Origin of the sequence: Dermabacter sp. Marseille-Q3180, from assembly GCF_940792985.1 — a bacterium.
GTDB classification, from domain to species: domain Bacteria; phylum Actinomycetota; class Actinomycetes; order Actinomycetales; family Dermabacteraceae; genus Dermabacter; species Dermabacter vaginalis.
Genome location: NZ_CALNWU010000001.1, coordinates 601,012 through 625,257, shown reverse-complemented (window position 1 = coordinate 625,257; position 24,246 = coordinate 601,012). Strand labels below are relative to the sequence as shown.

The 24,246-nt window shown below is 61.3% G+C and carries 27 protein-coding genes; 20 read left to right on the top strand and 7 right to left on the bottom strand.

Translation table 11 applies throughout. From position 1 onward, the window contains the following. Positions 1-96: 96 nt before the first annotated feature. The 3 genes from NBW56_RS02875 to secA all read left to right on the top strand — a co-directional run bounded on the left by NBW56_RS02875 (position 97) and on the right by secA (position 4,626). Positions 97-849 carry a ComF family protein gene (locus NBW56_RS02875; protein ID WP_250257920.1) on the top strand — a complete coding sequence of 251 codons (753 nt, stop codon included), beginning with the start codon at positions 97-99 and terminating at the stop codon, positions 847-849. A 152-nt stretch (positions 850-1,001) separates the two neighbouring features. Next, on the top strand, positions 1,002-1,646 hold the full coding sequence (gene hpf, locus NBW56_RS02870; protein ID WP_250257919.1) for a ribosome hibernation-promoting factor, HPF/YfiA family: 645 nt from the start codon (positions 1,002-1,004) through the stop codon (positions 1,644-1,646). 205 nt (positions 1,647-1,851) lie between these two features. Beyond that, positions 1,852-4,626, top strand: a complete 2,775-nt coding sequence (gene secA / locus NBW56_RS02865; RefSeq protein ID WP_250257918.1) for a preprotein translocase subunit SecA — start codon at positions 1,852-1,854, stop codon at positions 4,624-4,626. 28 nt (positions 4,627-4,654) lie between these two features. Here the strand turns inward: secA and NBW56_RS02860 are convergent, their stop codons facing one another. Both NBW56_RS02860 and NBW56_RS02855 read right to left on the bottom strand, forming a co-directional pair. Beyond that, a complete protein-coding gene (locus NBW56_RS02860; RefSeq protein WP_065248117.1) occupies positions 4,655-5,044 on the bottom strand; it encodes an Rv3235 family protein in 390 nt (129 codons plus the stop codon). A 33-nt stretch (positions 5,045-5,077) separates the two neighbouring features. Continuing rightward, entirely contained in the window at positions 5,078-6,034 is a 957-nt protein-coding gene (locus NBW56_RS02855) for a LysM peptidoglycan-binding domain-containing protein (RefSeq protein ID WP_250257917.1), read from the bottom strand. 200 nt (positions 6,035-6,234) lie between these two features. Here NBW56_RS02855 and NBW56_RS02850 point away from each other — a divergent pair, with 200 nt between their 5' ends. Then, positions 6,235-6,774, top strand: coding sequence for a hypothetical protein (locus NBW56_RS02850; RefSeq protein ID WP_250257916.1), 540 nt, complete (start codon positions 6,235-6,237; stop codon positions 6,772-6,774). Here the strand turns inward: NBW56_RS02850 and NBW56_RS02845 are convergent. Continuing rightward, a complete protein-coding gene (locus tag NBW56_RS02845) occupies positions 6,771-7,013 on the bottom strand; it encodes a helix-turn-helix domain-containing protein (RefSeq protein WP_074299026.1) in 243 nt (80 codons plus the stop codon). The two genes, NBW56_RS02850 and NBW56_RS02845, sit on opposite strands and share 4 nt — an antisense overlap. Positions 7,014-7,174: 161 nt before the next feature. On the opposite strand from NBW56_RS02845, the gene NBW56_RS02840 reads away from it, so the two are divergent. The 3 genes from NBW56_RS02840 to NBW56_RS02830 are packed head-to-tail and all read left to right on the top strand — an operon-like array spanning position 7,175 to position 9,502. Further along, positions 7,175-7,831, top strand: coding sequence for an SAF domain-containing protein (locus NBW56_RS02840; RefSeq protein WP_250257915.1), 657 nt, complete (start codon positions 7,175-7,177; stop codon positions 7,829-7,831). Then, positions 7,828-9,015 carry a CpaE/TadZ family protein gene (locus NBW56_RS02835; protein ID WP_250257914.1) on the top strand — a complete coding sequence of 396 codons (1,188 nt, stop codon included), beginning with the start codon at positions 7,828-7,830 and terminating at the stop codon, positions 9,013-9,015. Before NBW56_RS02840 ends, NBW56_RS02835 begins: the two co-directional genes overlap by 4 nt. A gap of 40 nt (positions 9,016-9,055) precedes the next feature. Beyond that, positions 9,056-9,502, top strand: a complete 447-nt coding sequence (locus NBW56_RS02830; protein WP_250257913.1) for a hypothetical protein — start codon at positions 9,056-9,058, stop codon at positions 9,500-9,502. Here the strand turns inward: NBW56_RS02830 and NBW56_RS02825 are convergent. Further along, on the bottom strand, positions 9,499-10,002 hold the full coding sequence (locus NBW56_RS02825) for a DUF2505 domain-containing protein (protein WP_250257912.1): 504 nt from the start codon (positions 10,000-10,002) through the stop codon (positions 9,499-9,501). The two genes, NBW56_RS02830 and NBW56_RS02825, sit on opposite strands and share 4 nt — an antisense overlap. Before the next feature lie 104 nt (positions 10,003-10,106). Between NBW56_RS02825 and NBW56_RS02820 the strand changes: the two genes are divergently transcribed. Continuing rightward, positions 10,107-11,612 carry a sensor histidine kinase gene (locus tag NBW56_RS02820; protein ID WP_250257911.1) on the top strand — a complete coding sequence of 502 codons (1,506 nt, stop codon included), beginning with the start codon at positions 10,107-10,109 and terminating at the stop codon, positions 11,610-11,612. A gap of 137 nt (positions 11,613-11,749) precedes the next feature. Here the strand turns inward: NBW56_RS02820 and NBW56_RS02815 are convergent, their stop codons facing one another. Continuing rightward, positions 11,750-11,998 (bottom strand): WhiB family transcriptional regulator, encoded by a 249-nt coding sequence (locus NBW56_RS02815; protein ID WP_016664986.1) that lies wholly within the window; start codon positions 11,996-11,998, stop codon positions 11,750-11,752. Between the two features lie 248 nt (positions 11,999-12,246). Here NBW56_RS02815 and NBW56_RS02810 point away from each other — a divergent pair, with 248 nt between their 5' ends. Next, on the top strand, positions 12,247-12,681 hold the full coding sequence (locus NBW56_RS02810) for a hypothetical protein (protein WP_250257910.1): 435 nt from the start codon (positions 12,247-12,249) through the stop codon (positions 12,679-12,681). 13 nt (positions 12,682-12,694) lie between these two features. On the opposite strand, the gene NBW56_RS02805 is transcribed toward NBW56_RS02810, so the two are convergent. Both NBW56_RS02805 and NBW56_RS02800 read right to left on the bottom strand, forming a co-directional pair. After that, positions 12,695-13,420, bottom strand: coding sequence for an SOS response-associated peptidase (locus NBW56_RS02805; protein ID WP_250257909.1), 726 nt, complete (start codon positions 13,418-13,420; stop codon positions 12,695-12,697). Between the two features lie 14 nt (positions 13,421-13,434). Continuing rightward, complete coding sequence (locus NBW56_RS02800; RefSeq protein WP_250257908.1) at positions 13,435-14,646, bottom strand: YihY/virulence factor BrkB family protein; 1,212 nt, start codon at positions 14,644-14,646, stop codon at positions 13,435-13,437. A gap of 240 nt (positions 14,647-14,886) precedes the next feature. Between NBW56_RS02800 and NBW56_RS02795 the strand changes: the two genes are divergently transcribed. The 11 genes from NBW56_RS02795 to NBW56_RS02745 all read left to right on the top strand — a co-directional run bounded on the left by NBW56_RS02795 (position 14,887) and on the right by NBW56_RS02745 (position 24,240). Then, positions 14,887-16,110: a TadA family conjugal transfer-associated ATPase gene (locus NBW56_RS02795; protein WP_065248786.1), complete on the top strand. Its 1,224-nt coding sequence runs from the start codon at positions 14,887-14,889 to the stop codon at positions 16,108-16,110. Next, complete coding sequence (locus NBW56_RS02790) at positions 16,107-16,985, top strand: type II secretion system F family protein (RefSeq protein ID WP_250257907.1); 879 nt, start codon at positions 16,107-16,109, stop codon at positions 16,983-16,985. Before NBW56_RS02795 ends, NBW56_RS02790 begins: the two co-directional genes overlap by 4 nt. Then, the gene (locus tag NBW56_RS02785; protein ID WP_126846509.1) at positions 16,982-17,938 is read left to right on the top strand and encodes a type II secretion system F family protein; all 957 of its coding nucleotides are present in this window, start codon (positions 16,982-16,984) and stop codon (positions 17,936-17,938) included. The genes NBW56_RS02790 and NBW56_RS02785 overlap by 4 nt, the downstream gene beginning before the upstream one ends. Before the next feature lie 53 nt (positions 17,939-17,991). Then, complete coding sequence (locus NBW56_RS02780; protein WP_236886227.1) at positions 17,992-18,240, top strand: hypothetical protein; 249 nt, start codon at positions 17,992-17,994, stop codon at positions 18,238-18,240. A 1-nt stretch (position 18,241) separates the two neighbouring features. Continuing rightward, a complete protein-coding gene (locus NBW56_RS02775; RefSeq protein WP_065248104.1) occupies positions 18,242-18,640 on the top strand; it encodes a hypothetical protein in 399 nt (132 codons plus the stop codon). Beyond that, positions 18,624-19,091 (top strand): hypothetical protein, encoded by a 468-nt coding sequence (locus tag NBW56_RS02770; protein WP_250257906.1) that lies wholly within the window; start codon positions 18,624-18,626, stop codon positions 19,089-19,091. The genes NBW56_RS02775 and NBW56_RS02770 overlap by 17 nt, the downstream gene beginning before the upstream one ends. Beyond that, on the top strand, positions 19,088-19,546 hold the full coding sequence (locus tag NBW56_RS02765) for an Rv3654c family TadE-like protein (protein WP_250257905.1): 459 nt from the start codon (positions 19,088-19,090) through the stop codon (positions 19,544-19,546). The genes NBW56_RS02770 and NBW56_RS02765 overlap by 4 nt, the downstream gene beginning before the upstream one ends. 99 nt (positions 19,547-19,645) lie before the next feature. Further along, positions 19,646-20,758, top strand: coding sequence for a peptide chain release factor 2 (gene prfB, locus NBW56_RS02760; RefSeq protein WP_250257904.1), 1,113 nt, complete (start codon positions 19,646-19,648; stop codon positions 20,756-20,758). Between the two features lie 248 nt (positions 20,759-21,006). After that, entirely contained in the window at positions 21,007-21,900 is an 894-nt protein-coding gene (ftsE, locus tag NBW56_RS02755) for a cell division ATP-binding protein FtsE (RefSeq protein WP_250257903.1), read from the top strand. Beyond that, positions 21,897-22,814, top strand: coding sequence for a permease-like cell division protein FtsX (ftsX, locus tag NBW56_RS02750; protein WP_250257902.1), 918 nt, complete (start codon positions 21,897-21,899; stop codon positions 22,812-22,814). The genes ftsE and ftsX overlap by 4 nt, the downstream gene beginning before the upstream one ends. A gap of 13 nt (positions 22,815-22,827) precedes the next feature. Next, positions 22,828-24,240, top strand: a complete 1,413-nt coding sequence (locus NBW56_RS02745) for a M23 family metallopeptidase (protein ID WP_250257901.1) — start codon at positions 22,828-22,830, stop codon at positions 24,238-24,240. Positions 24,241-24,246 lie beyond the last annotated feature (6 nt).

Genomic DNA, 24,246 nt, shown 5'->3' with positions numbered 1-24,246 from the left:
CGGCGCAGCCGTCGGAACGTGCTCCACGGCTGCCGGTTTTCCCCACGTTCGCGAAGGGGACTTGGCATGCCCCCTCCCACGCGCTCGAATAAGGGTATGAGCATTGACTGCCCTCGGGTCTTCGCGCGGTTTGCGAGTATCGCGCTGCAGTCCCTCGTGCCGTTCTCATGCCCGTGCGGTGAGAGCGGCCTTCACTTGTGTGACGAATGTGCGGGCGAATTCTCGCACGGAACCGTGTGGGTGGAGGGCGTGTGCGAGGGCGTGTGCGAAGCGCGCCCGAGTGCCGATGGTCGTGAGCTCGAGATTGCGCCGGCATTTCGTGTGGCGACGCTTGCCGAGTATGAAGGGCGCGTGAAAAGCGCCATCCTCGACTACAAAAACGGGGGCCACTTTGCTCTCGCCAACTACTTGGGGCCTCTCCTTGCCGATGCCCTCACTGAGCTCAGTGAAGGGTGCATCCACAGACACGTGATCGTCCCCGTGCCCTCGCGGGCCGAAGCGGTGAGGCATCGGGGAGAGGACCATATGCGACTCCTTGCCGAAAGTGTGGGTGCACACGCAAGGGTGGGCGTGGCACCGGCGCTAGTGCTCAGCGGAATGAGTCAACATTCACGGACCAAGCGCGAGAGGGCACGAGGCACGGAGCGGGTGATCGGCCCGAAAAGGGTAGCCGAATGGGAGGGGATGAGGGGCGCACGGGCTGTCATTCTCGACGATGTTGTGACAACCGGCAGCACTCTCAAGAAGACGAGCGATGCTCTCGAGGCCCTCGGCGTGCGCACGTGCGCGGCACTCACGATCGCCTCAGCGAGGCTTCCGCGCGCAAACACTCCAAGTCTACCCGTGTGACCTGCGGTACGTTTTCAGTCAGAAGTCCCATAATTGAAGGACTCAAAGCGGCAGGGACGCCGCGAACCTCATGAGGAGGAGGTGAACCACCCACCCGTAGAACCGGGCGGAACGTGGCCGCCCACGCACTTCTCAACTCTGGAGGATTTCTCATGGATATCAATGTTGTTGGCCGTCAAATGGACGTTTCCGAACGCTTCCAGCGCCACCTCGAGGGCAAGCTCGAAAAGGTCTCCCAGCTCGCGCCAAGCGCCATGCGAATTGACGTCGAGGTTTCGTCCGAAAAGAACCCACGCCGCGCCGAAGAAAGCGAGCGTGTCGAGCTCACCGTCCATGACGAGGGTCAGGTTATCCGTTCCGAAGCGCGCTCCGGGGACCTCTACTCGGCTCTTGACCTCGCGCTCGCGAAGCTTCTTGAACGCTTGCGTCGCCTTGCCGATCGGCGTAAGGATCGTCACCGCGGACGCTCAAGGGGGCACGGTGCCGATGCGGAAACGCTTCGCAAGATGCAGGCGGATACCGAACGCATTGAAGAGCTTTTTGCGCAGGCCGAAAACGAGGGGCGCAAAGACCTCGAGAACGAGGGCGAAGAATCGGTCGAGGAATCGGCGCCTACTTCCCCCATCGTGATTCGCGAAAAGAAGCACAAGGCGCAACCGATGAGCATCGATGACGCCCTTTACCAAATGGAGCTCGTTGGCCACGACTTCTACCTCTTCATCGACGAAGAGACCTCCAACCCGAAAGTGGTGTACCGCCGTAAGGGTTGGAACTATGGCGTTATCGAATTGGAATAAAACTATTCGCACGGTAAAAGCCCAGTTAGCAGGGGGCTTTTCCGGCGTGTGACGACTTCCTCGGGGGGTTCGGGCGCTCGAGTAGCGCGCGGACCCCCTTCGCCACGTAGACTGGGACGGTTCGCGCTGTTATCTGTAAGGAAACCGCGCCGTGAGTGTTCCGCACGTGAGCGTGCATGACGAGATCCTCTAAGGGAGTTTTCCAGTGGCCAAGCTTTTCGACGTCATTCTTCGTGCCGGTGAGGGCCGTGAGCGCAAGCGCCTCGCCGACATCGCGCAACGCGTTGATGATATCGAGGAGGGCTTCCTCGAACTCTCCGATGAAGAACTTCGCGATGAAACCGAGAAGTTCAAGAAGCGCCTCGCCGACGGCGAAACTCTCGATGACATCCAGGTCGAGGCTTTCGCGACCGTGCGCGAAGCTGCACGACGCACGCTCGGCCAGCGCGCCTACCCCGTGCAGCTCATGGGCGGTGCCGCGCTTCACCGTGGCGAAATTGCCGAGATGAAAACCGGTGAGGGCAAGACCCTCGTCGCCACACTTCCCGCCTACCTCAATGCGCTCGCCGGTAAGGGCGTGCACATCGTGACGGTTAATGACTACCTCGCGAAATACCAGGGCGAGATCATGGGGCGTGTGTTCCGTATGCTCGGTCTCACGACCGGCGTGATCGTCTCCGGACAAGACCCCGCGGAGCGTCGCCAACAGTACGCCGCCGACATCACTTACGGCACGAACAACGAATTCGGCTTCGACTACTTGCGCGACAACATGGCGCACTCCGTGAGCGACAAGGTGCAGCGCGGCCACTTCTTCGCGATTGTCGACGAGGTTGACTCGATCCTCATCGATGAGGCTCGTACCCCGCTCATTATTTCGGGCCCGGCATCGGGAGATGTCAATAAGTGGTTCGCCGAATTTGCGCGCGTCGCCACGAAGCTTAAGCGCGATCGCGACTACGAAGTCGATGAAAAGAAGCGCACTGTCGGCATTCTCGAGCCAGGTATCGACCTCGTCGAAGACCAGCTCGGCATCGATAATCTCTACGAGTCGCTCAATACTCCGCTGATCGGGTTCCTCAACAACGCCATCAAAGCGAAGGAACTGTTCAAACGCGATAAGGACTACGTCGTCATGAACGGCGAAGTCATGATCGTCGACGAGCACACGGGCCGTATCCTTTCGGGCCGCCGCTACAACGAAGGCGTGCATCAGGCGATCGAAGCGAAGGAAGGCGTCGCCATCAAGGCTGAGAACCAGACGCTCGCCACGATCACCCTCCAAAACTACTTCAAGCTTTACGAGAAGCTCGCGGGCATGACCGGTACCGCCGAAACCGAGGCTGCCGAGTTCATGGGAACGTACAAGCTCGGCGTCGTGCCCATTCCCACGAACCTGCCGCTGCAGCGCATCGATCAAATGGATCAGATCTACCGCACGGAGAAGGCCAAGTACCGCGCTGTCGTTGCCGACATCGAGGAGCGCCACGAGAAGGGACAACCCGTGCTCGTGGGCACGGTGAGCGTTGAGAAATCGGAGTACCTCTCCTCGCTCCTCAAGAAGAAGGGCATCCCTCACAACGTTCTCAATGCGAAGAACAACGAGGGGGAGGCCGCCGTCGTGGCCATGGCCGGTCGCAAGGGCGCCGTGACGGTTGCCACCAACATGGCGGGCCGCGGTACCGACATCATGCTCGGCGGCAATGTCGAGTTCATGGCAACGAAAGACCTCGAACAACGAGGTCTCGACCCGGAAGAGCAGCCTGAAGAGTACGAGGCTGCGTGGGACGGAGCGCTCGAAGCCGCACGCGAACAGGTCGCCAAGGAGCACGACGAGGTCGTTGAACTCGGCGGGCTCTATGTGCTCGGCACCGAGCGTCACGAGTCGCGCCGCATCGATAACCAGCTTCGCGGCCGTTCGGGCCGCCAGGGTGATCCGGGCGAATCCCGCTTCTACCTTTCACTTCAAGACGACCTCGTGCGCCGCTTCTCGCAGGGACGCGCCGAGCAGATCCTGGAGCGCGGCGGCGTAGACGAGGACACTCCGCTCACGGGACGCATCGTGACGGGTTCCATCCAGGGTGCTCAAAAGCGTATCGAGTCACAGAACTTCGAAATCCGTAAGAACGTCGTGAAGTACGACGACGTGCTGACAAAGCAGCGCGCCCGCGTGTATGAGGATCGCAATCGCATTCTCGAGGGAGAGGACCTCGGTGAGTCGATCTCGAGCTATATTGACGATGTTGTTGGGGCACTCGTGCGCAACGCCACTGCTGGCAAGAGCGCCGAGGATTTTGAGCTCGACGAGCTGTGGGGCAGCCTCAAGGCGCTCTATCCCGCGTCCATTACCGCCGAGGACGTCGTCGAGGAAGTTGGCGGCAAAGAAAACCTCACGGCGAAACGTCTCGAACGAGAGATCCGCTCGGATATTGCCCTTGCCTATGAGAAGCGCGAGGACGAGCTCGGTGAGGCGGCTATGCGCCAGCTTGAGCGCCGAGTACTGCTCTCGGTGATCGATCGACGCTGGCGCGAGCATCTCTACGAGATGGATTACCTCAAGGAGGGCATCGGCCTGCGCGCGATGGCGCAGCGTGATCCGGTTATCGAGTACGCGCGCGAAGGCTTCCTCATGTACAACGACATGGTCGCGGGCATCAAGGAAGACGTTGTGGGCTACCTCTTCAACCTTGAAGTCAAGGTTCAGGAGGCACCGAGCAAGGGGCAGGTCCCCGAGAAAGTCGCGAAGCTCGTGCGCGACGCGGCTGCGAAGGCAAAGGTCGTGTCTGGCGCCACGGAGCCTGCATCTGAGGAGATGAGCGAGGGCGTCGACATTTCCGCGAAGGGCCTCGGAGACGGTCCCAAGGTTGAGGAGCTCTCCTACAGCTCTTCAGAAGGGGAAGCCGTTCCTGAACGTCCGCTTTCGCGTGCGGAACGCCGACGCAAGGAACGTGAGGAGCGCAAGCGCGCGAAGAAGAATTGACGCTCCGGCGCTCCTCGTGAAAGTGGGGCTAGCCGAGTTCGAGAGCTGTGATCTTCCAGCCCGAGCGTTTCTTCTCCCATCGCATGCACACGAAGCGGGCTCGAAGCGAATCTCGCACGACCGAGTTTGCTTCGATCACGTCGTCGTTGACTCGGCAGATGTGCACGCCGCCAACGCTTATACGTGGCGAGACCCGGATGCCCGCGTTTTTCCGGTACGTTTTCACGCATGAGACCCGTTTCGCGAAGCTCTCCTGTTCTTGCGGGATAAGGATCTTGCTGAGGGATGTTGGCGGCCGATAGCCATTGAGAATCTCGAGTGCTTGACGCGCGACGGCTTCGACGACTGTGCGTGCTTTCTCGTCGTTGTCGAAGGGCGTGTGGGTGCCGGGCGAGGAAGGCTGAGTGTTGTTGAGCATGGCGTGAGTCTTTCTTCGTGATGGGGTTAGAGATTAGAGGCGGAAGGTTTGGCCGGGGAAGATGAGGTCGACGTTGTCGATCGTGGGATTTAGCGAGGCGATCCGGTCGATTTCACGAACGATCGCACCGTTTGTGGGGCGCTCGCCTTTTTCATGCGTGAGATGCTGCCTCGCGATGGACCACAGGGTGTCACCGGGCTTCACCGTGTAGGTGTGATCCGAGTGCGTGGCGCGATGTTCGCGCGTCGGGGCGGCGATCTCCCCGTGACCGGGAGGCTTTGGTGAAGGCGCCTGGGGAAGGGGCTCCGGTGCGGGCAACGATTCCGAAGAACCTGAGAAGGCGATGGCGTAGGACGGTTCTGGCTCGGGAGTGGCGTGCAGTGGAGGGATCGAGGTGGCGTTGGCTGCCTCTTCCGTTGGAGCCCAACCGAGGGTTGTGACACCCGAGGCATCGGTTGCTTCGTTGCCGCGTGCTTCTTCCTTGGCCTGATCATCTCCGCCAGAATCGGAGGCGCTGTTCGCGTGCGTGACGGTGGCTATTGGGGTTGCCGCCTCGGCGAAGGCGCGTGACGGATTTCCCAGTGAGAGTGCTGTGGCCGATACCCCTAACGCAACGACGGCGAGGCGCGCAGCTCGAGGCGACCAGAGTCGAAGCACCTTGAGTGCGCAGGTTCGGCGAGCAGATCGCTGAGGTGCAGCAACAGCGCACCAGATGAGGATCCACGTCACACTCAGGTGGGCGGTAAGTGCGGTGAAGCCGCCCGCACCGAGGGCGAAGATCGCGAGTGTAAATTGCCGCGCTCCGCCACTCGCGTGGGTCCCCTGGACGGCATAGGTAAGGGCGGTTGCGGCCATGGCACTCACTGCGAGCCAAGCGAGGGCCTTCGCGAGTGCGCGGGACTTCCTGATCTCCAGGGGGATGCGCCCTGGAGCATCGTGTGCTGTTGTGCTTTCGGCGCGGTGGCCATGCCGCAGTGCTGTGGTAGTCATGGTTTTTCCCCCTTGGCTAATGGCGCTGTGGTGATCCGGGGAGTATTGGACTCCCGGGCGTTCGAGTGGGTTCCCTGTTCCACTGGTAGCCCACGCGCCATTTGATGCGATTTGATGAACTTTGGTGTTCGTTGATGATGATATGTGCTCTTTGGTGGATGTGCAAGGGGTCACGATCATTCGTGCGGTACTTTGTTCGCATGAGTGCCGAAGACCGCCTCGATGACCTGGATCGCTGGTTCGAGCGCGAGCGTCTTGAACGCGTTCGCGAGGACGCGCACGAGCTAGCTGATGCGGAACGCTCTGAAGTAGAACTTCTCGACCGGGTCGCAGGGGCGGTAGGGGCCGCCGTAACGGTGGGGCTCGTCTCTGGCCGCGCCTACGAAGGTCGTGTTCGTCGGGTAGGGCGCGATTGGATCGAACTCGACGCCCTCCACCCACCGCGGAGGATTATCGTGAATGCTCAGAGAATCGCCTGGCTGAGTGGGCGGCTTAGCCGGGTCCGCCCCGCTGACGAGAGGCACCCGCGGCTACGTATACGCAGCGCCGTTCAAGGGCTTGCCGAAACTGGACGCCGAGCGGTTCTCGTCACGGTTGCGGGGGATTTTTCAGGTGTGGTTGCACGAGTTTTTGCGGACCACCTTGAGCTGAGGGTGGTGAAGGGATCCGACGCCTCCACGCTCTCGCGAGGGCTCACTTCCGTCCCTTTTTCTTCGCTCGAAGCCCTGTGGGTCGTCTAGGGAGTTTCGCGCGTGCGCTTAGGTGCGCGCGTGGTGTTGTGAGCGAGGATCTCGGCCTCTGTTTCGGCATAGGCGCGATCGACGAACGCGCGTAGCTCGGCCTCCTCTACGCGCCATTGACCACGGCCCCCAAGCTTGATCGCGCGCAAACTCCCGCTGCGCACGAGCGAATAGGCTTGCGGTTTCTCAATCGCGAGAATCTCGCACACCTCGTCGAGCGTGTAGAAGTGCATTGGCATGGTGCTCCTCGGTCAGCCTGGCTTCCACTATTTTCGCATGGACACGCGCTCGTGGTGCGACGGTGTGGATAAGTGTCGCGGGGCGAGTCGATCAAGGGTTGTCCACATTCGAATAAATCGCTCGCGCACTATCGTGACTGTCGTTATGCTCAAGGGGAACTATGTGGTTCACGAACATTGGGGGGTCAATGGGGGAGCGCACGCGCTTTCGACGCATCAGGAAAAATCCGTACCGCGATACTCGACTTCTCACGGGAGCGGCGCTCGTACTCGGTAGTACTCTCGTGGGCGGTCTTGCTTTTGCGATGGTTTCCTCGAGTGAGGATGTCCTCGTCGCCACGACTGACATCGCCGAGGGGGACGTCCTCACGCCCGAGCACTTTGCCGTCGCCGAGGTCCGCATGGGCGAGAGCCGCGAACACTATGTGCAACGGCCCGAGGCGATCGGGGAAGGTGCCGTCGCGCGCGAGAGCATCGCCCGAGGCGAACTTCTTCCGCGCGCTGCCGTGGGGCAAGCCTCAGATTCCGCGATGCGTCCAGTGACAATCCAGGTCGCACAACCCGTCACGTCTTCGCTCAGAAAAGGTGCGCTCGTGGATGTGTGGGCTTCGGGCGGTGAGGAAGGAGAGCCCTCGACAATCCTCGTCGAAGGTGCCATCGTGCGTGGCATTGACGAAGGCGGTGGCCTCAGCGGCCGTGGCGCCCGCGTTGAGGTGCTGGTCCCCGCTTCTAGTGTCGCAAGTGTCCTCGATGCCCTGGGAGCGAAGAGGAATCTTTACGTCGTTGAAGCACCGGGTTTGTTCGAGGATGCCGAATGATCGACGTTCTCGTATGCGCATCAGGTGCCGATGAGGTTCAGCTCGTTTCGACGATCGCACAGCGGCTTGCTTCACACGCGCGAGTACTTCGTCGTTGCGTTGACCTCACGGAACTTCTTGCGCTCACGCGAACCGAACTCGGCGATGTGCTCCTCCTAGATGTCGATGTGGAAGGGCTTTCACGCGAAGTCGTCCACGAGATCAGGCGCGGCGGAACGGGAGTTATCGCCATCACGTCTCCCGCGAGCCGCACCGATCCCGCGACCCTGGGAATCACCCTCGAAGCACACGGTGGGATCGAACCGGAAGCGCTCTACGAACTCCTCATGCAAGCCGGGCTCGAGGCTGAGGATCCGGATCAGGCGACGTGGACGCAAGATCCCGATGGAGAGGCACCGTCAGCGCCGATGATGACGGTGTGGGGGCCCGGAGGTGCTCCAGGCCGCTCGTTCGTCGCCGCGCACCTTGCGCACGAACTGTCGCTTCTCAGGGGAGAAAGCATCCTCATCGACGCCGATACCTACGGCCCGTGCCTCACACAGCTCTTTGGCGTACTCGATGAAGTTCCGGGCCTCGTTGCCGCATGCCGCGCGAGCGATAAGGGCGCACTCACGCTAGAGGTTTTGCTTCACCATTCTCCGCTTGTCAGCGATGACCTCCACCTCCTGAGCGGTATTGGCGTTCCTTCTCGGTACATCGAGGTGTACGACAACGCCCTCGAAGGGGTTTTCGCGAAGGCCCGGGAGGCGTCGAACGTCGTCGTCGCCGATGTTGCGGGACCCCTCGAGAGCGATAGTGGGAGCAGCGACTACGGAACTCAGGAACGCAACGGCGCAACGCGAACCGCACTTGCGGCCGCTTCGCACGTTCTTGCCGTGGTGGCGGCAGACCCCATCAGCGTGACTCGGTTCGTGCGCGAGGCACCTCAGGTCGCGGAGCTCACGCAGAGCCCCATCACTGTCGTGGTGAACAAACTTGACTCGAGCGTGACACTCGCAAGCATCGAAAGAACTCTCCGCTCACGCCTCGACTTTGATGCGTGTCTTGCACTGCCGCTCGATGCGGCAACGGTCTCTCGAGCAAGGTGGGACGGCGTGCTTCTCGCCGAATCCGCGCCAAAATCGAAGCTTCGCCAGTCCCTCACGCGACTGGCCGCTCACCTCCACCACAACCTTTTTCGCTAATCTTGAGGTTCTAGCAGCTACGAGGCCAAGGAGGGTGCACATGCGCGTGTACTGCCCCGTGAATGCGCTCGCGGGAGACACGAGCGTCACCGACATGTCGAACCCCACGTTCGATCTGCCTGCAAAGGCCCGCGTGTGGGGAGTGCCCACCGCATCGACGACCGCTCTCAGCGGCGACGAGGTGGAAGAGCGAGAGTTCGAAGCACTGTGCGAATGCATTTTGTCATTTGCCCATGCGAACAGGGGCGCTTCTCGTATCGCCATTGCGGCGTTCGACCTCCCCGACCGCGCACTCGAACGCGACTCCTCGCCCGAAACCGGGGAATGGTCGCACGTGCTTCGCAGCGAGGCTTACACGATTCCGCTCAAGGCCTACCTCATCACCCAAAACTCGGCTTCAGAGGTCGCTGATGACCCCTACGCGCCCGATGCACTGTGGTTCGACCCGAGTGAGGCGAACTCCGTGAGAGAATTTCTCGAAGGCTAGCGCTCCCGCCGAAGGACCTCGTTCGCGAACGACTCCTCGGTGCGGAAGATCTCCCCAGCGGCTTCGGCTCCCGCCTTCTCCACCGCCCCTCCCACGAGGGGGATCTTTACGCTGAGCTGCGCCTCAATTTTCATGCGCGAATGTTCGCCGTTGCCCTCAAGCGTGAAATCCGCAGAGAGGTTGACCGGTAGCGAGGCGACGCTCGCGCGGAGCCGACCCGTACGCGCACCGCCCGAAGGCGCATCCCATTCGTGCACGATGGTGGCCTCGAGGTGCTCCGGGAGAAAACGGCGGAACTTCTCGTGATTCACCTGCTCACGAGGCACATTCGCCAGGATCGTGGTAGTGAAGGCGCCGTCGGAATCCCCCTGAACCTCCACACGCGTGTTTCGCACACCGAGTCTCGAGGCACGCTCTAGCGCACTCTCACGGCTCGCGTAAAAATGTGCGACCTCCTCGGTGCTCGCGTTGTACTCGATGGTTTCGTGGAGTGTTTTCACTGCGGTCTCCTCAACTCTCGTGTGGGCTCAAGCCTATCGAGCCTTAGTGACGCGAGCCTGCGCCCGAGAGGGGGTGGAGTACCGCGAGGCAGTAGGCTTGAGGCATGGCTCCCACTGTGAACAACGTTCTCACCTACGACGATGAAACGCCGAAGCCCGAAGTCGAATGGCTTCAGCTTTTGCTTGGGGATTGGCAGGTCATTTCAGATCTGCTCGGTTCGGATCTCGTGCTGTGGGTGCCTCGCGAAGAGGGCATGTGTGCGACCGCGCATTCGCGCCCGGCCAACGGCAATACCGTGTATTTTGAGGACCCAATCTCGAGCGTGTACACGCGTGAGGACTGGCCTGAACTGCTCGATGCATTCGACAATGCCGAGGCGGGCAATGACGACATTGACACTTTCGTGACGGTCGAGCGCGAGTCACGCCCGGCGTTCGTGCGTTTCGCGCCCGTGCGCCGTAAGGGGGCGGTGCTCGCGGTTCTTTCGATCGAGTCATTTACTTCACCGGCTGATGCGCGGCTCACGGCTTCGGAAGTGGAGCAGTACCGTCTCGGCCGAGAGCTTCTCCTCATGATGGGGGAGGGGGCGTTCCCCATCAAGGGGGCGCCGGTTCCGCCTCGCCGCGGGGCGCCGCGTGTGGGTGATGGTTGGGTGTCTGTCGACAGCGAGGGCGTCGTGAAGGCGGCCTCGCCCAACGCACTTTCGGCCTTCCACCGCTGCGGAATGCAGGGAGACATGGTCGGATGTCTTCTCGCGGAGCTCGCAACGGCCGATCTTCAGTCGCGCATCCCTGTTGACGAGTCGCTCCCGCTCGTGCTGACGGGGCGCGCCGCGTGGCGCGTGGACATGCAGGCGCGAGGTGGGATTCTCTCGCTACGCGCGATTCCGATTACGCGCAAGGGCAAACGCACGGAGGCGATCATCCTCGTACGTGATGTCACCGAAGTGCGGCGCCGCGAGAAAGAACTCATGACCAAAGACGCGACGATCCGCGAGGTCCATCACCGTGTCAAGAACAATCTTCAAACGGTCGCGGCGCTTTTGCGCCTTCAATCGCGACGTATGAAAAGCGACGAAGCTAAGGAAGCCCTACTTGAAGCTATGCGTCGCGTTTCGACGATCGCGCTTGTGCACGAATCCCTTTTGCAGGGGAGCGAGGAGACCGTTTTGCTCGACGATGTGATCGATCGTTGCCTCCGTCTCGCGGTTGATGCGGCTGCGGCAACGGTACGTTCTGCCGACCACGCGAGCGGCTTTGGGCAAGTCACGGTTGCGACGCACAAGGTTGGTAAGGCTGGGCTGGTTCGAGCCGAGGAAGCCACGCCGCTTGCACTCGTGCTCACCGAGCTCGCGACGAATGCGGTCGAGCACGGGCTCTCGGAAACGGGGGGAAATCTCACGGTCACAAGTGAGCGCAGTGGAACGCACCTCGTGATTTACGTCGATGATGACGGCAGCGGCATGCCCCGCAAGCCCGAAGGGCTCGGCACGAACATTGCGCAAACTCTCGTGCAGGGGGAACTCGGTGGGGTGCTCACGTGGGAGAACAGGCCCGACGGTGGCACGCGCGCCATGATTGACGTGTATCTCGACCCGCTCTCACGCTAATAGAGGGGTGGCCGTTGGCCTGAGTCCGAAGGGCGTGCGGGGCCATACTTTGCGCGCTCAATGGGGCTCGCCCAGAGCGACCCAGTTGCATATGGGAGCTGACGTGGCCGCGCCGAAAGGCGGGCTCTGAGGCGGCGTCAGGCGACGCGGCGCGCACGCGCGGTGCGGCGCTTAAGCGAGCGGCGCTCATCTTCGGAAAGGCCGCCCCACACGCCCGAATCCTGACCGGATTCAAGCGCAAACTTCAAACAGATGTTCATGACCTCGCAGCGCTGGCACACTGCCTTGGCTTCCTGGATCTGGGTGATCGCCGGTCCCGTGTTCCCGATGGGGAAGAAAAGCTCGGGATCTTCGGTGAGACATGCAGCGCGGTGGCGCCAATCCATCGGGTCACTCTCTCTTTCCAGTGCATCGTGACCGTAGTGGGGCCACGATGGCGTGCGGCCCACAGGGCCTCGACATCAATGCGGATCGCCACAGACACCTTTGTGTTGTAGCGATGTAGTACTCCATTGTTCCTGGCAACGGCGCTAACGGACAAGGATCTAGAAGAAAGATCCCTCGTAATCTTTTCCACACCGTTTGCATCTTGCCACCGGCCGCCCCGCAGCGTACCGGGCACTAGGGTGGGGGCATGACCTCCCACCATGGCGCCTCTGAAGCCGAGGCGACGTTCAAGCGCGTCACACACCCGCTGCGCCGCGTGAGTGCCCTTCTCCTCGTTCTCGAAGCGCTCCTTCTTAGCGGTGCCGCGCTCTACGCGCTCGTGACGCTCCCGGCGCAGGCTGCCGACCTGAAAACGGTTGCGGTGGGACTCGCGGTTTTCCTTGGGATTTTCGCCCTCATGGTGGGTTTCGCCGCGCGCTCGCTTATGAAACGAGGCCGCTACGGGGTGAGCTTCGGTGTGACGTGGCAGCTGTTCCAGGCTCTTGTGGGAGGCAGCCTCATCCGCGGAGGGCTTCTCTGGGCGGGCTTCGGTGCACTGGCACTCGCAGCGGCACTTTTTGTTCTTCTCTTGCGGCCGGAGAATCGACCTAACCGCGAGCTCTTCGTCGACGACGATACGTGAGGCGCGCGAGGGGTTAGGTTGGCGTAGGACTCTGTCGCTCGAGAAGGTGTGGCCCCTCGTTTGCGACGCTTCCCACCTCGCGTCCCACCGGGTAGGCCTCGAGCGCCGCCGACGCAAGCTGGCCCTCCGTGCCGCCCACCCACGCGTGGGCTTCGGCGCCCGAAGAGAACGAGTCGAGGCTGAGCCACGTTTCACGGCCACCCGGGTCGAGGAAAACGGGCATGCGGGAATGGATGTGCTTGAGGTGCCCTTCGGCGGCTTTCGTGATGATGGTGGCGCTCAAAAGCCATGTGGCCTCGGGATCTGCGGGATTCTTCCACCACGACACAAGACCGGCCGCGTAAAGAAGCGGCGTATCGCGGCCGTGAATGAAATGAGGGACTTTGCCGTGTGCACCTGCTTGCCACTCGAAATAGCCGTTCATGGGGACGAGCGCGCGGTAACGCTCGAGCGAACCGCGGAAACTCGGCTTCTCCACGAGAGACTCGCGGCGGGCATTGAAGGTCTTCGCGGAAAACGAGAGGTCTTTCGCGAACCGTGGAAGAAGGCCCCAGCGCGCGGTGCGCACGCCTCGCCTAAGTTCGCCCGTGGCGCGTTCGAGCCCTTCGGTAACGACGTAAATCGGTGCCGTGGGAGGAATGTTGTAGCGCGCGTGAAGGTGCGGATCCGCGAGATCAAGCGCGCCGACATCGTTGAGCACAGGCTCGATCTCTTGGAAAAACGCAAAGCGCCCACACACGGCTCAGATTGCTCCTAGTCTCGTGCGTCCTCAGCGCTTTTCTCGGTGCTCACCGTGGAGGGAGTGCTCGAGTTGAGGTCCTCCTCGCGGACGGCGAAGACCTCCTCGTCGCCTTTGCGTAGCGCATCCGCGCCCGCGAACGTCGCCGTGTAATTGTCCTGGTTCTTGTAGAGATTGCCGACGCGGATCTCGCGGCCCTCGTCCACAATCTTTGCGTACTTCAGGTCGGCTTTCGTAGGCGGCTCGGCACCGCGGCTCGGCAGCTCGAAACCATCCTCGGCGGGCATGCCCGCAGCGAGCTGGCGGCCGCGCAGAACCTCCGCGTCAAAGGCCGCACCGAGAATCAGCACGATGCTCACGACCCACAGAACGAACAGAACTGCCATTACACCACCGATGGCGCCGTAGCTCGAGTAGCTCGCCAACGTCGACATGTAGACGCTCAGGGCGAGGAGTGCGAGGGCGATGCCGATGATGGCGAAAACGCCACCAGGCGAGATGAAGCGGTACTTGTGCTTGAGGTTCGGTGTTGCCCAGTACAGGAGGGACACGACGGCGAACAGGAGCGCGAGCATGAACGGCCACTTCACCCACGCCCAGATCGGGATGAACGTGTTCGTGAGGAAGTCGAGGAGGCCCGACATGTTGATAGCTGAGAAAATCGGGCCGAGGATCGAATCCATCATGCTCTGGCTCAGCATCATGGACACGAAAAGGAGAAGGATTCCCACGATGAGAGCAGCGGTGACGGCGAGCATCGAAAGATTAAGCTTGACCGGACCTCGGGTTTCTTCCACACGATAAATCTTGTTCGAGGCGCGAGAGAAGGCCTTCACAAACGCCGAGGCGGACCACAGCGCCGTCAAAATACCGATGATGAGGGCGATCGTCCCCGAAGAGGTCGAGCCGAGGAGCGACTTAAGCGTTGATTCGATAGCGCCGGTGAGATCCGTTGAGCCATTCGCGATGTTCGAGTTCTTGACCGCATCGGTAATGACCTTCACGATTTCGTCCTGGAAACCGCTCAGGATGAGCGCCGCGAGAGAAAAGAGCGCAAGGAAGGTGGGGGCGACGGCGAGCACGATGAAGTAGGTGAGCTGGGCGGCGAGATCCGTTCCCCCCGCGCGTGTGAACTCGGTGAGAGTGCGTTTTGCGGCGTAGACCCACTCGGTCTTCGACATCTTTGCTTCGGTCACGGTGTCGCGGTCATTAAGGCGCGTTGCCATGCGGTCATCCTCTTGGGCAGGGGAACGGGACGACGTGAGTCTATACGGCTGATCTGCACGGATGCCACACCACGAGAAGACCCAGCATTCTGGAAAACGAAAGGCTAGTTATCCACAATTCGGGAACAGCGTTTCGCCCACTTTCATACTCTGGTAGAAAGATGACAGAACGCTCCCTGGGGGATGGGAGTCGAGGTGGCGGCCAAGGCGGGCGCCACGATCACTAAGGGGGAAGCGCCTATGCGGGACGCACTCGGGATCATCGAGGCTGAGGCCCGGCAAGCGATCCGTGCGCAAGGGCTCGATGCATCCTCGTCATCTCTCGATGACCTCATCGCACACGTGGTTGCGCAGTACGATGCAAAAGCTACGCGAGGCGAAGTTCCACCCTTGCGTGACCGCGACGCCGCAGTCGGCGAGGTAGCCACGCGCATCGGCGGCTTCGGCGCTCTCCAAGCCTTCCTCGACGATCCGGAAATCGAAGAAATCTGGATCAACTCGCCGAGCGAAATTTTCGTTCACCGGAACGGGGTCAGCGAGCTCACGCCTCTCGTGCTCTCGGCTGCTGAAGTTCGCGGACTCGTCGAGCGAATGCTCGCTCAAACAGGTAGGCGCCTCGACCTCAGCACTCCTTTCGTTGACGCGCTTTTACCGAGCGGGGCCCGCCTGCACGCCGTGATTCCCAATGTCACGCGCACGCACTGGTCGGTCAACATTCGAAAGTTCATCTCGAAGGCACACTCTCTCTCGGATCTCGTTGCACTCGGGTCCCTGACCCAGCAGGCCGCCGATGTGCTCGATGCGAGTGTGAAAGCGGGCCTCAATATCATCGTGTCCGGGAGCGTAGGCTCAGGAAAAACCACGATGGTGAACTGCTTAGGCTCGGCCGTTTACCCGCGCGAGCGGGTCGTGACGATTGAAGAGGTTTTCGAACTCGATATCCGGGCTCGGGATGTCGTGGGAATGCAGTGCCGGCAACCAAATCTTGAGGGCGTCGGCGAGATCAGCATGCGGCGGCTCGTGAAGGAAGCGCTGCGCATGAGGCCTAGCCGCATCATCGTGGGCGAGGTTCGTGAAGCCGAGTCTCTCGATATGCTCATTGCCCTCAACAGTGGCTTACCGGGCATGGCCACGATCCACTCGAACTCTGCGCGCGACACAATTGCGAAGCTGTGCACGCTTCCGTTGCTCGCGGGGGAGAACGTTAGCAGCTCGTTCGTCACTCCCACGGTTGCCAATGCGATCGACCTCGTCGTCCACCTCGATCACCTTCATGACGGCACGCGTCGCGTGCGTGAGATCGTCGCTGTCCCGGGTCGCGTTGAAGATTCTGTGGTGGAACTCGGGCACGTATTTGAGTGGCGGCGCGGGCGTTTATGCCGGGGAGAGGCGTACCCGCCCCACCCCGAGCGATTTGAACGCGCCGGCTTTTCGCTCTCCACACTCCTCGGGGGCGAGCGATGATTCCGGGGTTCGCCACCGGGGCCCTTTTCGGTCTTGGCGTCGTGACGATCTGGTCGGCCTATTGGCCGCGCGAGGCACGAAGGGCCGGGCGGAGCGGTTCACGAACCCGTTTCGAACAGAGGGTTCGCGATGATTTCGCGAGAATCGGGCTTGCGAGCGCGCGCCCGCTTCACCTCCTTCTCGCTTCCGTAGTGCTCGCGGGCCTAGTTTTCATCCTGACGCTCGGTATCAGCACAGCCATGATTCCAAGCGCTGCGGCGGGCGCGGGCGCATTTTTTCTGCCGGCATGGGCGCTTCGCACACTCGCACGGCGCCGGCAAGAAAACCTCCGTGAGGTATGGCCGGAAGTGATTGACCTCGTGGGATCGGCCGTCCGAGCTGGTCTCTCGCTACCGGAATCGCTTGCTCAACTTGCCGAGCGCGGGCCCGAGCAGCTGCGCTCGCCCTTTGGCGAGTTCGCCCGTGAATACCACGCGACTGGAGATTTTTCCTATAGCCTCGACCGGCTCAAGGAGCGCTTGAGTGACCCCGTTGCCGACCGCATTATCGAAGCGCTTCGCATCACGCGCGACGTTGGCGGCACCGATCTTGGCACGCTGCTTCGTACACTTTCCTCGTTCCTTCGTGAGGATGCGCGCGTGCGCTCCGAACTTGAAGCACGTCAAAGTTGGACGGTCAACGGAGCAAAGCTTGCGCTCATCGCGCCATGGGTCGTTCTCGGTCTCATGATCCTCCGGCCCGAAGCAGCCGAGGCCTACGACACGGCCGCAGGCGGAATGCTTATTATTGTCGGTGCGGCCGTGTCCTTCTTTGCCTATCGGCTCATGCTCGCGTTTGCGCGTTTGCCCCAAGACGAGAGGGTGCTACGCGAATGAGCATCCGCGACAACACTTTCACGATCATCCTGCTCGGATGTGCGCTCGGAGCACTATTTGGGCTCGGGATCGCCCTTGTGATCCTTGAAAACCCGTGGAGAAGGCCCCGTTCGGTCGAGGCGCGCATCGCCCCGTACGTGAAGCAAGGGAAGGCTCGCGGAGCGCTCGGTTTCCTCGATCATGGGAGGCGTGTGCATCCCGTGATCGACACAAACCTCGGCCCGTTTCTCGTGAAGGCGCGTGCCTTCGCAGCACGCACCTTTGGAAGCCAGAGAGAAATCGAGAAGCGGCTTGCGCTCGCGGGCGGGCGACTCAACTATCGCGATTTTCGCGTGCAGCAACTGACGTGGGCGATTATCGCGTTCGTCGCGAGCGCTGCGCTCGGCATGGGACTCTTCGCCCTCGGCCGGGCACCGCTTATCGCCCTTCTCGCACTTGTCGTGATCGCGACCGTCACCGCGCCCCTCATGCGTGATTACCTCCTCACGAGCGCGATTACGTCGCGCAAGCAAGCGATGGCCCGCGAGTTCCCCACCGTCGCTGATCTTCTCGCGCTCGCTATCTCCGCGGGGGAGGGGCCCATCGCCGCAATGGAGCGAGTCGCGCGCACCTCTCGCGGGGAACTCTCGCGTGAACTCGCTATCGCCGTCTTTGAAATTCGCGCAGGTTCCACGCTTGAGGACGCCCTCATGAACCTCGGCACCCGCTCGCCACTAGATTCCGTCTCACGTTTTGCGGAGACCATCGCCGTCGCCCTCGAAAGAGGCACCCCGCTCGCGGACGTCATGCGCGCACAGGCGCAGGATGCTCGCGAGCTTTCGAAGCGGACCCTCATGGAAAGTGCCGGGCGGCGGGAGGTGTACATGCTGATGCCCGTCGTCTTTCTCCTCATGCCGCTTGTCATCGTGTTTGCGGTGTTCCCCGGAATCACCGCACTACAAGTGGGGCTTTGACCTCCATGACCCGATATTGCTCACCCACCCTCTCTTCACCTAAGGAGAACTTCATGTCCATCAACCGTTCGACCCTCGTTGACAACGCGACCACTCACTCGGGGCTGCGCGAACGCGTAGTTCGTGCGGGGGTTCGCGCACTCGTCGCAGCGCGTGAGCGCTTTGCCTCAGAGCGCGGCGATGTTCCCGGGTGGGTCCTCATTACCCTCATGACCGCGGGAATTGTCGTGGCGCTGTGGGCCGTGGCGTCCGACGCTCTCGTAGGCCTGTTCAACCAGGCCATGAGCCAGTTCACCGAGTAGCGTGAAGAGACGTGTACGGCGCCTTTGGGCGCGCGTGCGCGAGGAGCGCGGCAATGCTGTCGTGGAGTTTCCTCTCATCTCGGCGCTCATCGTGGTGCTTGGTTTGAGCCTTCTCCAGCTTGCGCTGTTCCTTCACGTACGCAATGGGCTCACGGATATCGCTGTGCAGTCGGCGTACCACGGCGCGCTGCTGGGGAACGATGCGAATGATGGCAGCGCTCGAGCCGCAGAGTTGGCCTCGGCCCGCTTCCCTCAACTGGGGGACGTCTACGTCGAAGCCCGTGAAGGAGTTGGGGTCATCGAAGTGGAGATCCATGCGGACTTGCCGCTCATCGGTTTCTTCGGGCCGAGCAACGCACTACGCGTTGTGGGACACGCAGTTAATGAAGATGCGCTCTAGGGTGAAGGCGGTAGCGAGGAAAGTCGCGTGCCGCCTCAAGGACGCCTCCGGAAACTCGATCGTGGAGTTCACTGGCCTGTCGGTGGTCCTCCTCATCCCGCTCGTGTACCTCTTGCTCACGTGCGCCTCGATGCAGTCGGCGACTTTTGCGGCCGATACCCTCGCGCGCCAGATCGCGCGCGTGTATTCGGTGCAGGAACTTGCGGAAGGCCGCGAGGAACGGATTGGGCACATCATTGCTGAGGTTGAGCGCGATTACGGGGTGGACGTCGATCCGGCAGACATATCCGTGGCATGCCCCGCAGCCACATGCCCGGTAGCGGGAGAAGCCGTGTCGGTTGAGGTAAGTCTCGCAGTGCCGATTCCGGGTCTCGGCGTGGTCGGGATCGACTCATCGATCGTCGGCGTGACGGGGCGTCACGCGCTGATCTCGGAAGGGAATGCTCGGTGAGATGCAAACATGGTGCAGCGCTCCTCGGCGCAGAACGCGGGAACGCTAGCGTCCTGACGATCGGCGTGAGTGTTGTGGTGCTCATGGTGATCGCCTTTGGTATTGCGGTGACCGGAGTGGAGATTGACCGTAATCGTGCCCAGTTCGTGGCCGATGGTGCGGCGCTCCATGCTGCGGGAGCTACGAGCGAAAACACGCTCTATGACGCATCGGGTGATCCGCGCACGCCCACCGAGGAGGAGGCGCGCGAACGCGCTCAGGCTTTCCTTGCGTCGTATCCTCATCAGTTCGAGCGTGTGAGCGATATGCATATCGCCTCGCTCTCCCTCGCGCCGAGTGGTGAGGTCACGATTACACTCGAAGCGCGTCTTCATCCACCCCTCGTGGGCTGGATCTCTCGAGCACTTGATTCTCCGCTTGTCGTGCGCGTGCAATCGTCGGCCCACGCACACTGACTGGAGGGGCGGCGAGGTTGTGGAGCATGCCGCATTGGCGCATGCCTTCGCCACCGCGTCCCTGCCCCGCGTGGCCCTCGTAGCGTAGAGTGGATTTTTGTGAGTTCTGATTTTTCTGCTGAAATTCCCCACCTTCGCTCGACCCTCGAATCGATCGAGAAGGTGACCGATCTTGAGGCCCTCACGGCCAGGATCGCCGATCTTGAGGAGCAAGCTGCCGCCCCCGATCTGTGGGATGACCCGGAGGCAGCGCAAAAGGTGACGTCCGATCTCTCGCACGCGCAGGCAGAAAAGCGCCGCGTGAGCGAGCTTTCGAGCCGTATTGATGATCTCGAGGTCATGGTCGAGCTTGGCGAAGAGGAAGGCGATGCGCAGCTGGCCGAGGATGCCGAAACTGAGCTCGCCTCGATCCGTAAGGCCCTCGACGAACTCGAGGTTCGCACGATGCTGAGCGGTGAATACGACCAACGAAACGCCGTCGTGACGATCCGCGCGGGTGCCGGCGGCGTGGATGCCGCCGACTTTGCCGAAATGCTTTTGCGCATGTATCTGCGGTGGGCCGAACACAAGGGTTATCCCACGAAGGTGATGGATACTTCCTATGCGGAAGAAGCTGGCCTTAAGTCCGTCACGTTCGAGGTGAGTGCGCCCTACGCCTATGGAACGCTCAGCGTCGAGGGCGGTACGCACCGCCTCGTGCGCATTTCCCCGTTCGATAATCAGGGGCGCCGCCAAACCTCATTCGCGGCGGTCGAGGTGATCCCGTTGATCGAGACGACCGACAGCATTGAGATCCCCGAGAACGAACTCAAGATCGACGTCTTCCGTTCCTCTGGTCCCGGCGGCCAGAGCGTGAACACGACGGACTCGGCCGTGCGTATGACTCACATTCCCACTGGCATTGTGGTGTCGATGCAGGACGAGAAGTCCCAGATTCAAAACCGTGCTGCCGCGTTGCGTGTTCTCCAGTCGCGCCTTTTGCTCCTCAAGAAGCAAGAAGAAGACGCCAAGCGCAAGGAGCTTGCGGGAGATATCAAGGCGAGCTGGGGCGACCAAATGCGCTCGTACGTGCTGAATCCATACCAAATGGTCAAGGATCTGCGAACCGATTACTCCGAAGGCAACCCGAGTTCGGTATTCGACGGCAACATTGATGGGTTTATCGAGGCGGGCATCCGCTGGCGCGTGGAGCAGTCCCGCCTGGAGGATTAATCCGCCCCGCGGGGTGGGCGCATCGCCGTAACGCCGGGGTCCGACGCTTGCCGAGCTCACACTGCTTCACGCATTCGCACGCCGCCTCTCACGTCCTTGACGAATTCTTGAGCAAAACGTGACCCGAGTGACCGGGGTGAATCCGCCGATTTGAGGCGCGGTCTCGTTAGTGTAGTCGCGTACTGGCCCTCGCCACGCCCGCGGACGTTTCGAGGGGTGCTGTCGACCCGCCCAGATGGGATGAACTTGTGATTCGTTTCGAGCACGTGACGAAGACGTATCAGCGTAAGAGCGTTCCCGCGCTTGCTGATCTGTCACTCGAATTTGAGCGTGGCGAGTTCGCGTTTCTCGTGGGGGCGTCGGGCTCAGGGAAGTCCACAATGCTGCGCCTCATCCTTAAGGAAACGAACCCTACGTCGGGCTCGATCTTTGTGGCGGGCAAGGACCTTTCGCGGCTATCGAGCTGGAAGGTTCCGCGCCTTCGCCGCGAGATCGGTATGGTGTTCCAGGATTTTCGTTTGCTGCCCACAAAAACTGCTTTCGAGAACGTGGAGTTCGCGCTGCAAGTCATCGGCACCCCGCGCAGTGCGGTGAAGAAGCTCGTGCCTGAGGTTCTCGACATGGTCGGCCTTGAAGGCAAGGGGCAACGCCTGCCCCACGAGCTTTCCGGTGGTGAGCAGCAGCGCGTCGCGATCGCGCGCGCCTACGTGAATCGGCCCACGATACTTCTTGCCGATGAGCCCACGGGCAACCTTGACCCGGAGACGGCAAAGGGCATCATGGATATTCTCGCCGATATCAATGAGCGTGGCACGACCGTGCTCATGGCCACCCATGATGAAAAAGCGGTGAATCGCTTGAGTAAGCGCGTTGTCGAACTTGTGGATGGCCATGTTGTTCGCGATGAAATGCGCGGCCACTATCGCGGGGCCGCAGATGAAAGTGTGATCTCGGGAGCGGTACCCGATGGCGACGCGGCGGGGGAGCGGCAAGCGTCGGCCCCCTTCCCCGGAGGAAGTGCACGCGCTTCTGACGTGGCGTATGAGCGTTTTGATGAAAGCGCGAGCGAAAGCGAGCGCATGGGAGACCTTGATCGCGCCTTCGAGGATTCGGATACGGGCGAGGAGGATGAACTCGCATGAGGCTTCGCTACATCCTTAAAGAAAGCTTCGGAGGGCTTCGTCGCAACATTGCGATGGTGATTTCCGTCGTGATTGTGACCGCGGTTTCGCTCACGTTCGTGGGCGCGGGGCTTCTCATGCAGAAGCAGATTGTCGCGCTTCAAGACATCCTCGTGAAGAACTCGCAAATTAGCGTCTATATGTGTTCTCCGCATTCCACCGCGACGTCGTGTGCCGGGGGAGCGGCGACGGACGCCCAGATCGCTGAGGTCCGCGAGGCCCTCGAAGGCGATATTTTGGGGCCGTACATTGCGACCGTGGATGAGCGCTCGCAAGAGGAAGCTCTCGAGGTATATCGCTCCCAGTTCGGTGGGGAGAGTTTCGCTCAGGATTTCACGGCCGAGGACATGCCGGTGAGTTTCCACATCACGCTCGCCGATGCAAAGCGCTCAAGTGCGGTCGTCGACTTTTTCCGAGGGCGCGACGGCGTCGACGATGTCTCGGATCTGCTCGCGGTGTACGCGCCCTTCATCAAGATTCTCAATCAATCCACCGTCTTTGCGATTTCCCTTGCAGCCGTCATGCTCGTCGCCGCCGTGTTGCTTGTTGCCACAACGATCCGCATGTCGGTCGCGAACCGGAGGCGAGAGATCGCGATCATGCGTCTTGTTGGCGCAAGCAACATTTTCATTCGTTTGCCTTTCCTTCTCGAGGGGGCGGTTGCCGCGCTGATCGGTGGCGCCCTCGCCACCGGCGTGCTTTCTTTCGCGATCAAATACCTTGTCGAGGGGTGGCTCGAGCCGGCTCTTGGCTCTGATCTTATTCGGATGTCGATGGCAGATCTTCTATGGGTGGGGCCGATTCTCCTCGCTCTCGGTGCTATTCTCGCCGTAGGCTCGTCCGTCGTTTCGCTCAATCGTTATTTGAAGGTTTAGGCAGGTTCTCGATATGCCACATGATGAGAGAAAGAAGCCGTTTCTTTCTCGGCGCACACTCGTGAAAGGCGCGTCGTTCGCGGCTGTCCTGGGCCTCACCACATCGGGTGCACTCTCGGGGGAGAGCGTTCTCGCCGATGGTATCGACGATAAAAAGAAAGAAAAGAAGAGCGTCGACGAAAAGCTTGCGTCACTTCGCGAAGATCTCAACGAAGTCGATACGGAGCTCGCTGACGCCTACCTTTCACTCGCAGAAACCGAGGCACGAATTCCCGATGCGCAAGCGCGCCTCGACTCGGCACGTTCAGCTCTCGAGGCTGCAAAAGCCGAGGACGCACGCCAGGCGGCGCGCCTCAAGGACGCCGAGTCGGAAGAACGCGAGATCCGCCAAGCGGTCGAAAGTGGCGAGCAGAAGATCTCGCAATCGAACGAGGATGTCTCGCGTGCCTCGATCGAGGCCTATAAGGGCACGGGGGCCCCGAACCCCGCGTCGATCTTCTTGAATGCGGAAAACCCGCAGGATGCCGTTGACCGCACAATGAACTATCGCCTCACGCTTCAGGCACAGGGGGCGAAGCTCACGGATTTGCGTGGCCAGCAGGCGATGAACGTGAACTCGGCGGACCGTCTCGAAGCCATCCGGGCCGAGATCGAGGATCTCAAAAAGAAGTCGGCGGCAGCGGTTGCGGAACGTCGCGAGGCCGAAAGTGAGGCGACGCAAGCGAAGAAGAGTCTTGACGATCTCTATGCGTCGCAGAAAACGCAGGCGGCCACTCTCGAAACGCTTAAAGAGAAGTACCGTGTGAGCGAGTCGGAGCTCGAATCGCAATCAAGCGCGCTTGAGGCGGACATCCAGCGTCTTATCGAAAAGGAGCGTCAGGAAGAGCTCGCTCGCCAGCGTGAAGCGGAGCGGAAGGCCCGTGAGGCGCGTGAAGCGGAGGAACGCCGAGCGAGGCGCGAGCGTCGAAAACCGCGCAAGGTTTCACCGCCGAAGTCTTCGGGCTCTTCTTCCGGCGGGGCGTCTTCAGGAAAATTCCGTAATCCGGTTTCGGCACGTCGCAGCTCGATGTTTGGCTATAGGTTCCACCCCGTGTACCACACGCGCAAACTCCACAAGGGTATGGATTATGCGGCGGCGTGCGGCACGCCCGTGGGAGCGATGACCTCCGGCAAGGTGCTTGCCACGACCCACAATCGTGCGGCAGGCAATAAGGTGATCGTGAGCCACGGTCTGCATAATGGTCAGCTTCTCACGACCTCGTACCACCACTTGCAAGGTTTCGCGGTCTCCGTTGGTCAGCGCATCGACGCTGGTCAGACCGTGGGATACGTGGGCTCGACCGGCGCCTCGACCGGCTGCCACTTGCACTTCGAAACGCATCTCGATGGAACCGCTCTCGATCCCCGTAAGTTTGTGGGATACTAGACGGTT

Excerpts from the sequence above, each read along its gene's own strand:
- NBW56_RS02860 (WP_065248117.1), bottom strand. The coding sequence starts at position 5,044 with ATGCTCAACAACACTCAGCCTTCCTCGCCCGGCACCCACACGCCCTTC.
- NBW56_RS02800 (WP_250257908.1), bottom strand. The coding sequence starts at position 14,646 with ATGGCAACGCGCCTTAATGACCGCGACACCGTGACCGAAGCAAAGATG.
- NBW56_RS02810 (WP_250257910.1), top strand. The coding sequence starts at position 12,247 with ATGACCTCCCACCATGGCGCCTCTGAAGCCGAGGCGACGTTCAAGCGC.
- NBW56_RS02780 (WP_236886227.1), top strand. The coding sequence starts at position 17,992 with ATGTCCATCAACCGTTCGACCCTCGTTGACAACGCGACCACTCACTCG.
- NBW56_RS02745 (WP_250257901.1), top strand. The coding sequence starts at position 22,828 with ATGCCACATGATGAGAGAAAGAAGCCGTTTCTTTCTCGGCGCACACTC.
- ftsX (WP_250257902.1), top strand. The coding sequence starts at position 21,897 with ATGAGGCTTCGCTACATCCTTAAAGAAAGCTTCGGAGGGCTTCGTCGC.
- NBW56_RS02840 (WP_250257915.1), top strand. The coding sequence starts at position 7,175 with ATGTGGTTCACGAACATTGGGGGGTCAATGGGGGAGCGCACGCGCTTT.
- NBW56_RS02790 (WP_250257907.1), top strand. The coding sequence starts at position 16,107 with ATGATTCCGGGGTTCGCCACCGGGGCCCTTTTCGGTCTTGGCGTCGTG.
- NBW56_RS02855 (WP_250257917.1), bottom strand. The coding sequence starts at position 6,034 with ATGACTACCACAGCACTGCGGCATGGCCACCGCGCCGAAAGCACAACA.
- NBW56_RS02785 (WP_126846509.1), top strand. The coding sequence starts at position 16,982 with ATGAGCATCCGCGACAACACTTTCACGATCATCCTGCTCGGATGTGCG.
- NBW56_RS02820 (WP_250257911.1), top strand. The coding sequence starts at position 10,107 with ATGGCTCCCACTGTGAACAACGTTCTCACCTACGACGATGAAACGCCG.
- NBW56_RS02845 (WP_074299026.1), bottom strand. The coding sequence starts at position 7,013 with ATGCCAATGCACTTCTACACGCTCGACGAGGTGTGCGAGATTCTCGCG.
- NBW56_RS02830 (WP_250257913.1), top strand. The coding sequence starts at position 9,056 with ATGCGCGTGTACTGCCCCGTGAATGCGCTCGCGGGAGACACGAGCGTC.
- NBW56_RS02795 (WP_065248786.1), top strand. The coding sequence starts at position 14,887 with ATGCGGGACGCACTCGGGATCATCGAGGCTGAGGCCCGGCAAGCGATC.
- NBW56_RS02850 (WP_250257916.1), top strand. The coding sequence starts at position 6,235 with ATGAGTGCCGAAGACCGCCTCGATGACCTGGATCGCTGGTTCGAGCGC.
- NBW56_RS02875 (WP_250257920.1), top strand. The coding sequence starts at position 97 with ATGAGCATTGACTGCCCTCGGGTCTTCGCGCGGTTTGCGAGTATCGCG.
- NBW56_RS02815 (WP_016664986.1), bottom strand. The coding sequence starts at position 11,998 with ATGGATTGGCGCCACCGCGCTGCATGTCTCACCGAAGATCCCGAGCTT.
- hpf (WP_250257919.1), top strand. The coding sequence starts at position 1,002 with ATGGATATCAATGTTGTTGGCCGTCAAATGGACGTTTCCGAACGCTTC.
- NBW56_RS02835 (WP_250257914.1), top strand. The coding sequence starts at position 7,828 with ATGATCGACGTTCTCGTATGCGCATCAGGTGCCGATGAGGTTCAGCTC.
- NBW56_RS02770 (WP_250257906.1), top strand. The coding sequence starts at position 18,624 with ATGAAGATGCGCTCTAGGGTGAAGGCGGTAGCGAGGAAAGTCGCGTGC.